At 59.3% G+C, this 13,097-nt stretch carries 11 protein-coding genes; 8 read left to right on the top strand and 3 right to left on the bottom strand.

Annotation, left to right across the window (positions count from 1 at the left end; genetic code table 11):
- Positions 1–9: 9 nt before the first annotated feature.
- Together gatA and gatC are read right to left on the bottom strand one after the other, a co-directional pair.
- Positions 10–1,461 (bottom strand): Asp-tRNA(Asn)/Glu-tRNA(Gln) amidotransferase subunit GatA, encoded by a 1,452-nt coding sequence (gene gatA / locus DV711_RS13060; protein ID WP_114696144.1) that lies wholly within the window; start codon positions 1,459–1,461, stop codon positions 10–12.
- 120 nt (positions 1,462–1,581) lie between these two features.
- On the bottom strand, positions 1,582–1,869 hold the full coding sequence (gatC, locus tag DV711_RS13055; RefSeq protein ID WP_114696143.1) for an Asp-tRNA(Asn)/Glu-tRNA(Gln) amidotransferase subunit GatC: 288 nt from the start codon (positions 1,867–1,869) through the stop codon (positions 1,582–1,584).
- Between the two features lie 238 nt (positions 1,870–2,107).
- Here gatC and DV711_RS13050 point away from each other — a divergent pair, with 238 nt between their 5' ends.
- The 8 genes from DV711_RS13050 to DV711_RS13015 all read left to right on the top strand — a co-directional run bounded on the left by DV711_RS13050 (position 2,108) and on the right by DV711_RS13015 (position 12,424).
- Complete coding sequence (locus tag DV711_RS13050) at positions 2,108–3,145, top strand: rod shape-determining protein (protein WP_114696142.1); 1,038 nt, start codon at positions 2,108–2,110, stop codon at positions 3,143–3,145.
- 101 nt (positions 3,146–3,246) lie between these two features.
- Positions 3,247–4,185, top strand: a complete 939-nt coding sequence (gene mreC / locus DV711_RS13045; protein ID WP_114696141.1) for a rod shape-determining protein MreC — start codon at positions 3,247–3,249, stop codon at positions 4,183–4,185.
- On the top strand, positions 4,185–4,673 hold the full coding sequence (gene mreD, locus DV711_RS13040; RefSeq protein WP_114696140.1) for a rod shape-determining protein MreD: 489 nt from the start codon (positions 4,185–4,187) through the stop codon (positions 4,671–4,673). Before mreC ends, mreD begins: the two co-directional genes overlap by 1 nt.
- A 1-nt stretch (position 4,674) precedes the next feature.
- Entirely contained in the window at positions 4,675–5,268 is a 594-nt protein-coding gene (locus DV711_RS13035) for a Maf family protein (protein ID WP_114696139.1), read from the top strand.
- Between the two features lie 209 nt (positions 5,269–5,477).
- Entirely contained in the window at positions 5,478–6,950 is a 1,473-nt protein-coding gene (gene rng / locus DV711_RS13030; RefSeq protein WP_114696138.1) for a ribonuclease G, read from the top strand.
- Positions 6,951–6,956: 6 nt separating this feature from the next.
- The gene (locus tag DV711_RS13025; RefSeq protein ID WP_114696137.1) at positions 6,957–10,859 is read left to right on the top strand and encodes a YhdP family protein; all 3,903 of its coding nucleotides are present in this window, start codon (positions 6,957–6,959) and stop codon (positions 10,857–10,859) included.
- A gap of 49 nt (positions 10,860–10,908) precedes the next feature.
- Positions 10,909–11,562, top strand: a complete 654-nt coding sequence (locus DV711_RS13020; RefSeq protein ID WP_114696136.1) for an MBL fold metallo-hydrolase — start codon at positions 10,909–10,911, stop codon at positions 11,560–11,562.
- Positions 11,555–12,424, top strand: coding sequence for a carbon-nitrogen hydrolase family protein (locus tag DV711_RS13015; protein WP_114696135.1), 870 nt, complete (start codon positions 11,555–11,557; stop codon positions 12,422–12,424). The genes DV711_RS13020 and DV711_RS13015 overlap by 8 nt, the downstream gene beginning before the upstream one ends.
- A 37-nt stretch (positions 12,425–12,461) precedes the next feature.
- Here DV711_RS13015 and DV711_RS13010 read toward each other — a convergent pair whose 3' ends face one another.
- Complete coding sequence (locus DV711_RS13010) at positions 12,462–13,070, bottom strand: peptidoglycan-binding domain-containing protein (protein ID WP_114696134.1); 609 nt, start codon at positions 13,068–13,070, stop codon at positions 12,462–12,464.
- Positions 13,071–13,097 lie beyond the last annotated feature (27 nt).

Below are 13,097 nucleotides of genomic sequence, written 5' to 3'. Positions count from 1 at the left end.
AGTCCTCTCTTATACGTCGCTGGGAGCTTTGGTGTGCCAGTCGGTGGCCTGCTGGAATTTATGCGCGATATTGAGCAGTCGCGCTTCGTCGAAGTGCTTGCCGATCAGTTGCAGTCCGACCGGTAGACCGTTGGCAAAGCCGACCGGGATCGACATGCCGGGCAGACCGGCGAGGTTGACCGAGATGGTGAAGATATCTTCCAAGTACATCGCCACCGGGTCGTTGGTCTTTTCACCGATCTTGAACGCCGGGTGCGGCGTGGTCGGTCCCATGATCACGTCAACATCGTTGAAGGCAGCGACAAAGTCCTGCTGAATCAGGCGGCGGATGCGCTGGGCTTTAAGGTAGTAGGCGTCGTAGTAACCGGCCGACAGCGCGTAGGTGCCGATCATGATCCGGCGTTTGACCTCATCACCGAAGCCTTCACCGCGGGTGCGCTTGTACAGGTCTTCCAGGTCTTGGGGATCTTCGCAGCGGTAGCCGTAGCGAACACCGTCGAAACGGGACAGGTTCGATGAGGCTTCGGCCGGGGCGATGATGTAGTAGGCCGGAATACACAGCTGGGTGTTCGGCAGGCTGATCTCCTTGACCGTGGCACCCAGCGCTTCGTACTGCTTGATCGCATCCTGTACCGCGGACTGGATCTCGGGATCGATGTCGCCGCTAAAGTACTCCTTCGGCAGACCGATCTTGAGGCCATCCAGCGGTTTGTCCAGATCGGCGCTGTAATCGGGCACATCCCGCTCGATGCTGGTGGAGTCCTTCGGATCGAAACCGGCCATGACGTTGAGCATCAGTGCACAGTCTTCGGCGGTGCGGGCCATCGGGCCGCCCTGATCGAGGGAGCTGGCAAACGCGATCATGCCGTAGCGCGAGACCCGGCCGTAGGTCGGCTTTAGGCCGGTGATGCCGGTCAGCGCGGCGGGCTGACGGATCGAACCGCCGGTGTCGGTACCGGTCGCCGCCGGAACCAGACGCGCGGCAACCGCAGCGGCCGAACCACCGGAGGAGCCGCCGGGTACCCGATCGGTATCCCAGGGGTTCAGGGCCGGGCCGTAAAAGCTGGATTCGTTGGAGGAGCCCATGGCGAACTCGTCCATGTTGGTCTTGCCCAGGTTAACCGCACCGGCCCGGTTAAAGGCTTCGATCACGGTGGCGTTGTAGGGCGCGATAAAGTTGTCGAGCATCTTCGAGCCGCAGCTGGTGCGAACCCCGTCGGTGCAGAAAATATCCTTGTGGGCGATCGGAACCCCGGTCAGCGGTGCGGCATCGCCGGCCTTGATACGGACATCGGCAGCTTCGGCCTGGGCCAGTGCCTGGGCATGGGTGATGCTGATAAAGCTGTTGTAACGGCTGTCTTCGGTTGTGATCCGGTCGAGCAGGCTCTGGGTCAGCTCGACGCTGGAGAAAGCGCCGTTGGCCAGGCCTTGGGCGAGTTCGGCGAGAGTTTTGTTATGCATGGATTCTTTCCAGTGACTCGATGCGAAAATTGGGCTGCGTAAGTTGGCTTGATCGTCGATAACCTGAATCCAGCGACGATCACTCAATCACAGTCGATCGTTATTCAATGGCCTTCGGTGCTATTCAATTACCTTCGGTACTAGGAACAGACCGTCTTCGGTGGCCGGTGCGTTGGCTTGCAGATTCTCACGTTGATCGGTTTCGGTCACTGCGTCGGGGCGCAGGCGCTGAACCGCATCCAGCGGGTTGGCCATCGGTTCGACGGCGCTGGTGTCGACCTGCTGCATCTGGTCGACCAGTGCGAGGATGTTATTGAGGTTGTCGGCGTATTCAGGAATGTCGGATTCGTTGATCTGCAAGCGGGCCAGATGGGCGATTTTCTCCACTTCGGAGCGGTCCAGAGACATGGCGTTTTCCTGACTGGGTAATGGGGTTCGAAAGATGTTCTAAAAGATGATCGCCAATGATAATGGGCCGACCCGGTCAGGGCAATCCGATAACGCCGTAATAACTGGCTTGAACCTTGCTCAACGGGTGCGCCATTGCTAGAGTTAGCCGTTTATTTGATAGAGCCGCCACCCGCACCCTTCTGTGTCATCGATATAGGTGCTCTGGCCACAATCATTTTTCTAGCGAAGTCGGTCAATGTTTAAAAAATTACGTGGAGTTTTTTCCAGCGACCTGTCCATCGACCTGGGCACGGCCAATACCCTGATCTATGTCCGTGACAAGGACGTGGTATTGAATGAACCGTCGGTGGTGGCGATCCGTCAACTCGGTAACCACAAGTCGGTGGTAGCGGTCGGTACAGACGCCAAGCGGATGCTGGGTCGTACCCCCAGCAACATCTCCGCGATCCGGCCGCTGAAGGACGGTGTGATCGCCGACTTCCATGTGACTGAGAAAATGCTGCAGCACTTTATTAACAAAGTGCACGAAAATTCTTTCCTGACCCCCAGTCCTCGGGTGCTGGTCTGCGTACCCTGCAAATCGACGCAGGTCGAACGCCGGGCGATCAAAGAATCGGCCATGGGTGCCGGAGCGCGCGAAGTCTATCTGATCGACGAGCCGATGGCGGCGGCGATCGGTGCCGGACTGCCGGTCGAAGAGGCCAGTGGTTCGATGGTGGTCGATATCGGTGGTGGTACTACCGAGATCGCGATCATCTCGCTCAACGGTATCGTCTATGCCGAATCGGTCCGGGTCGGTGGTGACCGCTTTGATGAATCGATCACCTCCTACGTACGCCGCAACTACGGCTCGCTGATCGGTGATGCGACCGCTGAGCGGATCAAACAGGAGATCGGTACCGCCTATCCCGGCGGTGAGATGCGCGAGATCGATGTTCGCGGTCGTAACCTGGCCGAAGGTATTCCACGCAGCTTCACCCTCAACAGCCGTGAAATCCAGGAAGCCCTGGAAGAACCGTTGAAGTCGATCGTGCAGGCAGTTAAGAGCGCGCTGGAACAGTGCCCGCCCGAGCTGGCTTCCGATATCGCCGAGAGTGGCATCGTGTTGACCGGCGGTGGCGCGCTATTGCGTGATCTGGACCAGTTGCTGGCCGAAGAAACCGGCCTGTCGGTAATCGTCGCCGAAGATCCGCTGACCTGTGTAGCTCGCGGAGGCGGAAAGGCGTTGGAGATGATCGACAAGCACGCATTCGAGCTGCTGGCTGCCGAATAAGAGGGGCGCTGTGATGGCGTGCCCGATGCCAACCCCGCTTGCATATACCACCGCCCACAGGCTGAACCGCTTGTGGGCGTTGTCGTCGTTGGAGGTGGGTCATTAAACCGATCTTCAAAGGCCAGTCCTCCCGTACCCGACTGTCGCTGATCGTAGTGCTGTCGTTTTCGTTGATGGCGACCGATCTGCTGTGGTCGCCGATGGCCTATTACCGTGGCTACCTGACCCTGGCGGTGACACCGCTACGCTGGCTGATGGATGTTCCGACCCGGATGTTGACCGGGCTGGACCAGTCTCTCAGTGACCGGGATCAACTCCAGCTCGACAACGAAAAGCTTCGCTCCGACCTGCTGTTGATGGCCCGTAAGCTGCAGCGGCTGGATTCGCTGACCACCGAGAATGCCCATCTGCGCGAGCTGCTCAATTCCAGTGAGCGACTGGATCAGCGGGTGCTGTTGGCCGAGCTGATCGGGGTCAGTGCCGACCCCTTCTCCAATCAGTTGGTGATCAATAAAGGTCTTAACGATCAGGTTTACCTGGGTCAACCGGTGCTGGATGAGAACGGGGTGATGGGGCAGGTGGTCGAAGTGGGGCCCTACACATCAAGGGTTCTGTTGATCACCGATGTTCAGCATGCGATTCCGGTGCAGGATAACCGTAGCGGCTTTCGTTCGTTGTTGATCGGACGTGGTAAGGGACGTGAGCTGCTGCTCAACCATGTGCCCGATACCGCCGATATCCAGGCTGGCGATCTGCTGATCAGCTCGTCGCTGGGATCCCGCTTCCCGTTCGGCTATCCGGTTGCCACCGTCACCGAAGTGATTCACGATCCCGGCCAGGCCTTCGCCACCGTGCGGGCCGAGCCTGCGGCGCGGCTGGATACCAGTCGCCATCTGTTGCTGGTCTTTACGCCGCAGCAGCAACCGGTGCCGCCGGTTGAGGAAGCCGTGGTGCCCAAGCCGACAGCGTCCCAAGCCCCGTCTTCAACGACACCAGATCCCGAGGCTGAAGTTCCGGCCGTTTCCGAGGAGGATTCCTGATGGTTGCACCTCCTGCCCGTGGCAGTTGGGTGATTCTGCTCAGCTTTATGCTGGCCCTGATGCTGACCGAGATTCCGATGCCGGAGCCGATGGAGTGGGGGCGACCCCAATGGACGGTGTTGGTACTGATTTACTGGGTGGCGGCTCTGCCGCACCGGGTCGGCCCTTGGTATGCCTGGATCGTGGGGCTGCTGCTGGATATTCTGCAGGGCAGCCTGTTAGGCATCCATGCGCTGTCGTTGGCACTGGTGGCGGCACTGATGAAGTCGTTGCATCAGCGTTTCCGGATGTATCCGGTCTGGCAGCAGGCGCTGTTGGTCATGGTGCTGGTGGGGCTGTACCAGCTCCTGCTCAACTGGGGACAGGCACTGGGCGGTGCCAAGTCTGACTCGCTGTTATTCCTGCTGCCGTCTCTGGTCAGTGCCTTTTTCTGGCCCTGGATCTTTGTTCTGTTACGCAGTATCCGTCGGGCACTGAAGGTCAGTTAAGATGAATTCCAAGCCCCGCTTGATCCTGGCTTCAGGCTCGCCCCGCCGGCGTGAGCTGTTGACCCAGATCGGGGTGCGGTTTGGCACCGATAGTGCCGATATCGATGAAACCCCGTTGGCCGACGAGCAGGCTGCTGATTACGTCGAACGGTTGGCGCTGCAGAAGGCGCAGGCCGTCGCCGTCCGTCACCCCGGGATCGTGGTGCTGGGCAGCGATACGTCGGTTATCTGCGACGGTGTAATTCTCGGTAAACCCGCTGACCAGCAGCAGGGTGTCGAGATGTTATTGCGGCTTTCCGGTCGCAGCCATCAGGTGATTACCGCCGTTGCGTTGGTGGCAGGGGAACGCCAGCGGGTGATCCGGGTCACAACCGATGTGCGGTTCAGATCGCTGAGTGCTGAGGAGTGCCGTCGATACTGGCAAACCGGCGAGCCCGCCGATAAGGCCGGCGGCTATGGTATCCAGGGGATGGGAGCGGTGTTTGTCGAGCGTATCGAAGGGAGTTATTCCGCTGTGGTCGGGCTGCCTCTGAGCGAAACGGCGGCGCTGCTGGCGGAGTTTGGGATCCCGGCCTGGCAACGGCCCGAGAGCTGATCGAATCTGGCTCGAATCGGGTTGGGCGATACGCAAATCGGATCAATCTCAGCCACTATTAAGACAGCAGTTAGCACTTAAGATAGCAGCTAGCGCTGCCACAATTCAGACCCGCAGTGTTAGGTTAAACACTGTTTGGACGCGACAGATTCACCAGCCGGAGGCGTTATCTGATCCGGGCAGTACCTGATGAAGGAGAAACGCAGGGCATGGGCGAAGAGATACTGATCAATTTCACACCGATGGAAACCCGGGTTGCCGTGATCGAAAACGGCATGCTGCAGGAGGTCTATATCGAACGGGCCGAGCGGAAGGGGATCGTCGGTAATATCTACAAGGGTAAGGTGGTACGGGTACTACCGGGCATGCAGGCCGCCTTTGTCGATATCGGGCTGGAGCGGGCCGCCTTTATCCATGTGGCCGAATTGACCCCGAACAATGGTCATCAGGAGGAGAAGCAACCCGAACCGCCGATCAGTTCGCTGTTACGCGAGGGGCAGTCGCTGGTGGTTCAAGTGACTAAGGATCCGATCGGTACCAAGGGCGCCCGACTGACAACGCGGCTATCGGTGCCGTCCCGCTATCTGGTCTTTATGCCGGGGCGCGAGCATATCGGGGTATCCCAGCGGATCGAGAACGAAGAGGAGCGCAGCCGCCTCAAGCAGCTGATCACCGAGGCCCTGGCCGAGGACAGTGATGGTGAGAGCGGTGGGTTTATCCTGCGCACCGCAGCCGAAGGCGCCCGCGACGAGGACATCCAGACCGATGTGGCCTATCTGCGTCGTCTGTGGCGTAAGGTTCGCGAGCGGATGGCCGATAAAGATGTTCCCAGGGTGGTCTACGAAGATCTGCCGCTGCATATGCGGACCCTGCGCGATGTGGCGATACCGATGGTGGAGCGGATTCGGATCGATTCCCGTGAAACCTTCCAGAAGGCCAACGAATTTGTCTCGTCGCTGGTTCCGGAGATCAGCGACCGCTTAGAGTACTATCCCGGCGAGCGTCCGATCTTCGATCTCTACAATGTCGAGGAGGAGATCCAGAAAGCGCTGGGGCGCAAGGTGGAACTCAAATCCGGCGGTTACCTGATCTTCGATCAGACCGAAGCGATGACCACCGTCGACGTTAACACCGGCGCCTATGTCGGTCACCGGAATCTCGAAGAGACCATCTTCAAGACCAACCTGGAAGCTGCTACGGCCATCGGTCGCCAGCTACGGCTGCGAAACCTGGGTGGCATCATCATTATCGACTTTATCGATATGGAAGAGCCTGAGCATCGGCGGCAGGTGTTGCGCACGCTTGAACGGGTGCTGGAGAAGGACCACGTCAAGAGCAAACTGACCGGCGTCTCGGAGTTGGGGCTGGTTGAGATGACCCGCAAGCGTACCCGTGAGAGCCTGGAGCAGCTGTTGTGTGAACCCTGCAGCCAGTGCCAGGGTCGCGGCTCGATCAAGACGCCGGAGACAGTCTGCTACGAGATTTTCCGCGAGATTCTTCGCGAAGCCCGGGCCTACGATACCGATACCTACCTGGTGATCGCGTCGCAGTCAGTGGTCGACCGACTGATGGACGAAGATTCGGATAATGTTGCCGAGTTGGAAGCCTTTATCGGTAAGACGATCCAATTCCAGGTTGAAACCCTCTACACGCCGGAACAGTTCGACGTGGTGCTGCGGTAACGGAAAATGGTCAGGCGCCATATCCACCATCTGCGACGCTGGGTCGTTTTCAGCTGCGTCGTGCTTATCTTTCTGCTGGCCGGGGTTCTGAGCCTGGGTCGCTGGGCGATGCAGGTATTGCCCGACTATCGGGTCGAGCTGGCCGAACTGATCAGTGATGAACCCGCCTATCGGATCGAGTTTGATCAGCTTACCGGCCGCTGGGCACGCTTTTCTCCCCGGCTTGAAGCCTCCCGGGTCAGTTTGTATCTGTCGGGTGGCCGCCGTGTCGACATCGGCCGCATGGAGCTGCAGCTAGATTCGTTGCGATCCCTGTGGCACCTGGAGCCGGTGTTCAACCAGATCTTGATCGATCAGGTGGATCTGTCGCTGTTCCGTGATCAGCAGGGCGGCTGGGATCTGGCCGGCGATCTGAACGGTAGCCCCGACAGCTTGCCGGGCGACGGCCAGGGCAATATGCGGGCGCTGGGACGTTCACTGTTTCTGCACGATCAGATTGAGATACGCAATGGCCTGGTGCGGGTCCAGTTTGAAGGTCAGGCACCGCTGCCGCCACAGCTGGTTAATCTGCAGCTGCGCAATCAGGGGGATCACCATGCACTGCTGGCCGATCTGGTGCTGGGGGCTGAACAGGCGATTGAACTGAAGGCCGTGACCGAGGGCTGGCCCGGTGACAGCGAGTTCAAGGCGCGGTTTGCGTTTAATGCGCCGGTGCTGGCGGAGAAATTTTGGAATCAGTTTATCGCCAACCCGCCCGAGGAACTGCCGCATTATCAGCTCGGGGCGCAGCTCTGGGGACGCTGGAGCGCCGATGGTCAGCACCAGTTGCAGGGGCAGTTTGAGGTGCCTGCATTAACCCTGAGCCGCAATGAGCAACAGCTTCAGGTGCAGGATCTGAGATGGCAGCTGCAGCTGGCGCTGCAGGGGCTGGACCAGGGCGAGCTGGCGCTGACCGACATTCAGGGCAGCATCGATGGTATCGAACTGCCGTTGCAACGATTGTCTGGTCGTAAGCAGGGTTCGGATTGGGAGCTTTCGGCGCAGCGCTTGGCATTGGAGCCGTTATGGCGGCTGGTTGAAACCCTGCCCTGGATCGATCCGACCACCAAACAGAAGCTGCAAGGCTTGAACCCGGAGGGGGTACTGGATAACCCCCGCTTTGAGTGGTTCAGCGCTGAACCGCAGCAATCTCCGCAGTTTCGTTTCAGTGCCGATCTGAATCAGGTCGGGGTTGGCACTTTTGCGTGGGCAGAGGGCGCACCCGCATTGAAAGGGGTCGATGGTCTACTGGTGGCGACCGGCGAGGGTGGCCGGGTCGACTTTCATTCCGACGGGTTCGAGATGGAATTCCCCCAGATCTTCAGCCAGGGCTGGCGCTTTGATCAGGCCCAGGGAGTGGTCAGCTGGCAGATTTCGGATCAGGGGGTAAGGGTCGACAGCGAGCACCTGCAGTTGCGCAGCGACACGGTTAATGCCGATGGGCGCTTCAGTCTCGACCTTCCCAAAGACCGGCAGCAGGATGGACGGCTGGTCCTGATGATCGGGATGCACGACGCCGACGCCGGGCTGACGCCATTGTTTGTCCCGGATAAGGTGATCGATCCGAATCTGTTCAACTGGTTGCAGGGCGCGATCAACGCGGGGCAATTACACAAAGGTGGATTGATCTACGACCTGCCGATCGATCGTCCTAATGAACTGCAGCAAGCCGCTACCCTGCAGATGTTCTACGATGTGGCCGAGGCCGAGGTGCAGTATCAGCCCGACTGGCCCGCTATCCGTCACGCCAACCCCTTTGTGCTGATCAAGGGGACCGAGCTGTTGATCGACTTGCCGGCCGGGCAGCTGCTGCAGACCGAGCTGACGGGCGGACGGATCTATCTACCGCCGCACAGTCCGGTGTTGCAGATCGACGGCCAGCTCAACGGCCCGGCGGCTGATATCCGCCAGACTCTGATCGAAGGGCCGACAGCCAAGGTGCTGGCCAAGCCCCTGACGCCCTGGGCGCTTGAGGGTAACAGCGCATCGCACCTGAATCTGGGTGTCGATCTGAATGAACCGGAGCGCTCATTGATCCGGGTCAGCAGCCGACTTGAGAACGCGGTGCTGGAAAATACCGAACTGGGATTGCGCTTTGATCAGCTTGGGGGAGAGCTGAGCTATCACGAGCACAAGGGTTTGTCGTCGCCGAACCTGGAGGCCCAGTTGTTCGGCTTCCCGCTACAGGCCAGTATCCAGACCCGTAAGCGTGCGGACGGCGACCGTACCATTATCAGCGGTCGCGGAACCACCAGCATGCAGGTACTGCAGGACTGGCTTAAACAACCGTTGCTGGAGCCGTTGAGCGGCACCACCCAATACGCCGCGAGGTTGGAGATCTGTGCAGGTGCCAGTCCTTGCTCCAATTTGCGGATCGACTCGCAGCTCAAAGGGGTCGCCATCGAACTACCGCCACCCTTTGGCAAGCAGGCCGGCAGCGAGCGGGAGCTGGGGCTGGATGTCAGCCTGGATGATACCCCCTGGATGCGCGTACGCTATGATCGTCAGTTTGATCTGTTGCTGCCGCTGAGCAAAGAGTTCAGTGGTGCGGAACTGGTGCTGGGCAGGGATCAGACAGCCCCCAGCAGGCGCCGTGACGGTCTCTGGATCCGGGGGCATCTGCCGACGGTGGAGCTGGAGCCCTGGCAGGCGTTCTTCGAACGGACCTTCGCCGAAACTACTCCCTCGAATCGGACTACGAAAAACACGACCACCTATGAAGTCAACGCGCTTGAAACGCTGTTGCGGCAGGTCGAGCTTCGGGTCGATCAGTTCAAGATTGGCGACTTCAGCTTGGATCAGCTTTACGCTCGCTTACGTCCCGCGACCGGGCATTGGCAGCTGGCGTTGGACAGCCCATTGGTGCGCGGCCAGTTGCTGTTACCGAAAACCGGGGTACCGCAGTTGGAGCTGGATTATCTGCAGTTGCCCGCCGCCGATGATGCCAACAGAAGTGCGGATAAGCCGACACCGCCGAAACCCTTTGTTGCCGAGCAGGACCCGCTGTTCGGGCTGAATCCGTCAACCTTACCGGCGTTGAAAGTGAAATTGGCGCAACTTCGCCGTGGCGAGCAGGAGTTGGGACGTTGGCGCTTCCAGTTTGAGCCGTATGCCGATGGTCTGAAGGTGCGAGACCTGAATGCCCGGATGGGAACCTTGACCCTGACCGGAGCTATCGACTGGCGCTATCAGGCCGGGGTCCATAACACCGATGTCCAGCTGATGTTTACCACCAGCGATCTGGGCAAGGTGATGCAGGCCTGGGGGTCGGATCCGGGGATCGAAACCAAGTCGGCGGTGATCGAGAGCCAGTTGGCATGGGATGGTTCGCCGCTGGCGTTCAACTGGCAGACCTTGGACGGTGAAGCCGAGATCGGTGCGGGTCAGGGGCGGATACTGGATACCGGCGAAGGTGCCCAGGTGCTGAAACTGTTCAGTCTGTTTAACAGCAAGACGATCTTCCGACGCCTGACGCTGGACTTCTCCGATCTGACCAAGAAGGGGATCAGCTTCGATCACATTACCGGTCGCTACCGTATCACCGACGGTAACGCTATGAACTTGAAGCCATTGGAGCTGATCGGCCCGACCTTCGACCTGACCTTGGAGGGGTCGCTCGATCTGTATCGGGAAACGGTCAATAAGACCATGCAGGTGACCCTGCCGGTAAGCGAGAACCTGCCGGTAGCGGCAGCCTTTATGGCAACACCGCAGGTCGCCGGTGCCGTGTTCCTGTTTCAGAAACTCTTCGGCAAGAAGTTGAGTAAGTTCACGTCGGTGAAGTACCGTATCGAGGGTGGCTGGAATAATCCGAAGATGGAGCTGATCCAGCAGCATCAAAAGAGCGCAATCCCCGTAACGGAAAAATGATTCCCGCTGATTGCCGCACTAGTGTAACGATGAGAATGAGGAGTAGGCCGTGTCGACCGAACCGGATAAGTCCACCAAGCTGTTTCGCCGTACCTTCCCGGTGGGGCCGTTGCAGTGCAACTGTACCCTGATCGGGGATACTGAGAGCGGTCGAGCCATCGTGGTCGATCCCGGCGGTGATGCCGACAAGATTCTCAATGAATTGAACGCCAATGGCTTGCAGCTGGTGGCGATCTTTCATACCCATGCGCATCTGGATCACGTGCTGGCAGCCGGAGCGCTGAAAGAGAAGACCGGGGCCCCGATCTATCTCCATGATCAGGATAATTTCTTGTGGGACATGATCGAGCAGCAGTGCCAGATGTTCGGGGTACCCTACGTTCCGCAGCCGGATCCGGACGAGGTCATTAAGGATGACCAGGACCTGGGGTGTTGTGGTGGCGTTGCGATCCATACGCCCGGTCACACGCCGGGCTCGACCAGTTTCTGGTTCGAAGAGGCCAAGTTGCTGATCGCCGGTGATACGTTGTTCCGTCGCTCGATCGGTCGTACCGACCTATGGGGCGGGGATTACGGCCAGATCGAAAAATCGATTAAAGAGCGGCTCTACACCCTGGATGAGCAGGCGGTGGTAGTCACAGGCCATGGGCCGGACACGACCATCGGTGAGGAGCGTGAACAGAATATGGTGATCCGTGCTTGATACTCAAACCCCTGAGCGTCGCCAACGGCCGGCGACGGTTGCCGCGGTTCAACTGATCAGCGGTGCCGACTGGCGCCACAACCTGGAGCGGGCGGCCCACTGGATCGCCGAAGCCGCGGCCCAGGGGGCCGAGCTGGTGTTACTGCCGGAGAACTTTGCCGTATTCAACACCTCGATGCTGATCGAGCGCGGTGCAGAGGAACTCAGCCCAGAGGGGCCGATTCGGCAGTTCTTAAGCCAGCAGGCCAAGCAGCACGGCATCTGGTTGGTGGCCGGTTCGTTGCCGATCTTGAACCGATCCGGTGACCGGGTCCGAGCCGCCTGCCTGGTGGTCGATGACCAGGGCCAGGAGCGAGCTCGATATGACAAACTGCATCTGTTCGATGTGGATGTCAGCGATAACCAGGGCAGTTACCGCGAGTCCGATGAGATTGAACCCGGTGATAAGCTGGTGCTGGTGGATACCCCGGTTGGCCGCCTGGGGCTGACGATCTGCTACGATCTGCGCTTTCCCGAACTCTACCAGGCGTTACGCGCCGCGGGCGCCGACCTAGTCAGTGTGCCGGCAGCCTTTACCCAGGTGACCGGTGAGGCCCACTGGGAGGTGCTGTTGCGTGCCCGGGCGATCGAAAACCAGTGTTTCGTGATCGCCTCCAACCAGGGCGGTGTGCATAACGCCAAACGCGAAACCTATGGTCACTCGATGATCATCGATCCTTGGGGAACGCGGCTCGACTGCCTGGAAAAAGGTGAGGGCATGGTACTGGCCGAGCTGGATTTAGAGCGCCAGCGACAGTTACGCCAACAGATGCCGGTGATCAGCCACCAGCGTCCGGAACTGTTTCGAGACGAGCGTGGCTGATCGGTCGGGTGCGCCGGGCCAGTGTCGCTGACTCGGCTTATTTTGCTGAGCGGGATCGGAGCAGTTTGTACAGCGTGACCTGATCGGGAAGGCCGGTTACCTTGATTCCTTGGGCTCGCTGATAATCCTCCAGCGCGGCAACGGTGGTGTTGCCGAATATCCCATCAATCGATCCCCTGTACAGTTGGCTCTGCTTGAGCTGTTGTTGGACCTGTTTCAGCACCTGTTTGTAGATATAGGTCTTCTGATTCTCATTAGCCGCAACGACAAGGTCGGAGTGCTCGGTCAGGCGCTGTTCCAGCAGCGTTCCGGCCAGCATATTGACGGCGATATAAAATCGCTGATTCAGATTCTTGTTGCAGTGATTCTCCAGCAGGGCAGCCAGGAAGGGGGTGTTGCCCCAAGGCACCAGGTCGAAGGTCTCGTCTGTGAACTGGTTGGCGGCCGACAGGTAACCGTCGATCCAGCCCATGTAGAGGTTGAAGGTTGGGGAGTTTTTGCTCTTTTCCTCGATAAACTTCTCGCAGCTGACCATCCCGGCATTTCTGACCGCAAAGCGCCCTTGGGAGTCGGCGGCAGTCGCGAGGGTTGAGCTAAAAAAGCCAAGCAGCAACAGCAGGGTTGAGGCTCTGTTTCTAAGGTTCAAGTCTGGATTCCTTTCTTATCGGTGGCG

The sequence above is a fragment of the Motiliproteus coralliicola genome (genome assembly GCF_003345655.1).
GTDB lineage: Bacteria > Pseudomonadota > Gammaproteobacteria > Pseudomonadales > Balneatricaceae > Motiliproteus > Motiliproteus coralliicola.
This window is presented reverse-complemented; position numbering and strand designations above follow the sequence as displayed.

Bases quoted from the DNA above. Each gene is read 5' to 3' on its own strand.
- gatA (WP_114696144.1), bottom strand. From the start codon at position 1,461: ATGCATAACAAAACTCTCGCCGAACTCGCCCAAGGCCTGGCCAACGGC.
- gatC (WP_114696143.1), bottom strand. From the start codon at position 1,869: ATGTCTCTGGACCGCTCCGAAGTGGAGAAAATCGCCCATCTGGCCCGC.
- DV711_RS13050 (WP_114696142.1), top strand. From the start codon at position 2,108: ATGTTTAAAAAATTACGTGGAGTTTTTTCCAGCGACCTGTCCATCGAC.
- mreD (WP_114696140.1), top strand. From the start codon at position 4,185: ATGGTTGCACCTCCTGCCCGTGGCAGTTGGGTGATTCTGCTCAGCTTT.
- DV711_RS13035 (WP_114696139.1), top strand. From the start codon at position 4,675: ATGAATTCCAAGCCCCGCTTGATCCTGGCTTCAGGCTCGCCCCGCCGG.
- rng (WP_114696138.1), top strand. From the start codon at position 5,478: ATGGGCGAAGAGATACTGATCAATTTCACACCGATGGAAACCCGGGTT.
- DV711_RS13025 (WP_114696137.1), top strand. From the start codon at position 6,957: ATGGTCAGGCGCCATATCCACCATCTGCGACGCTGGGTCGTTTTCAGC.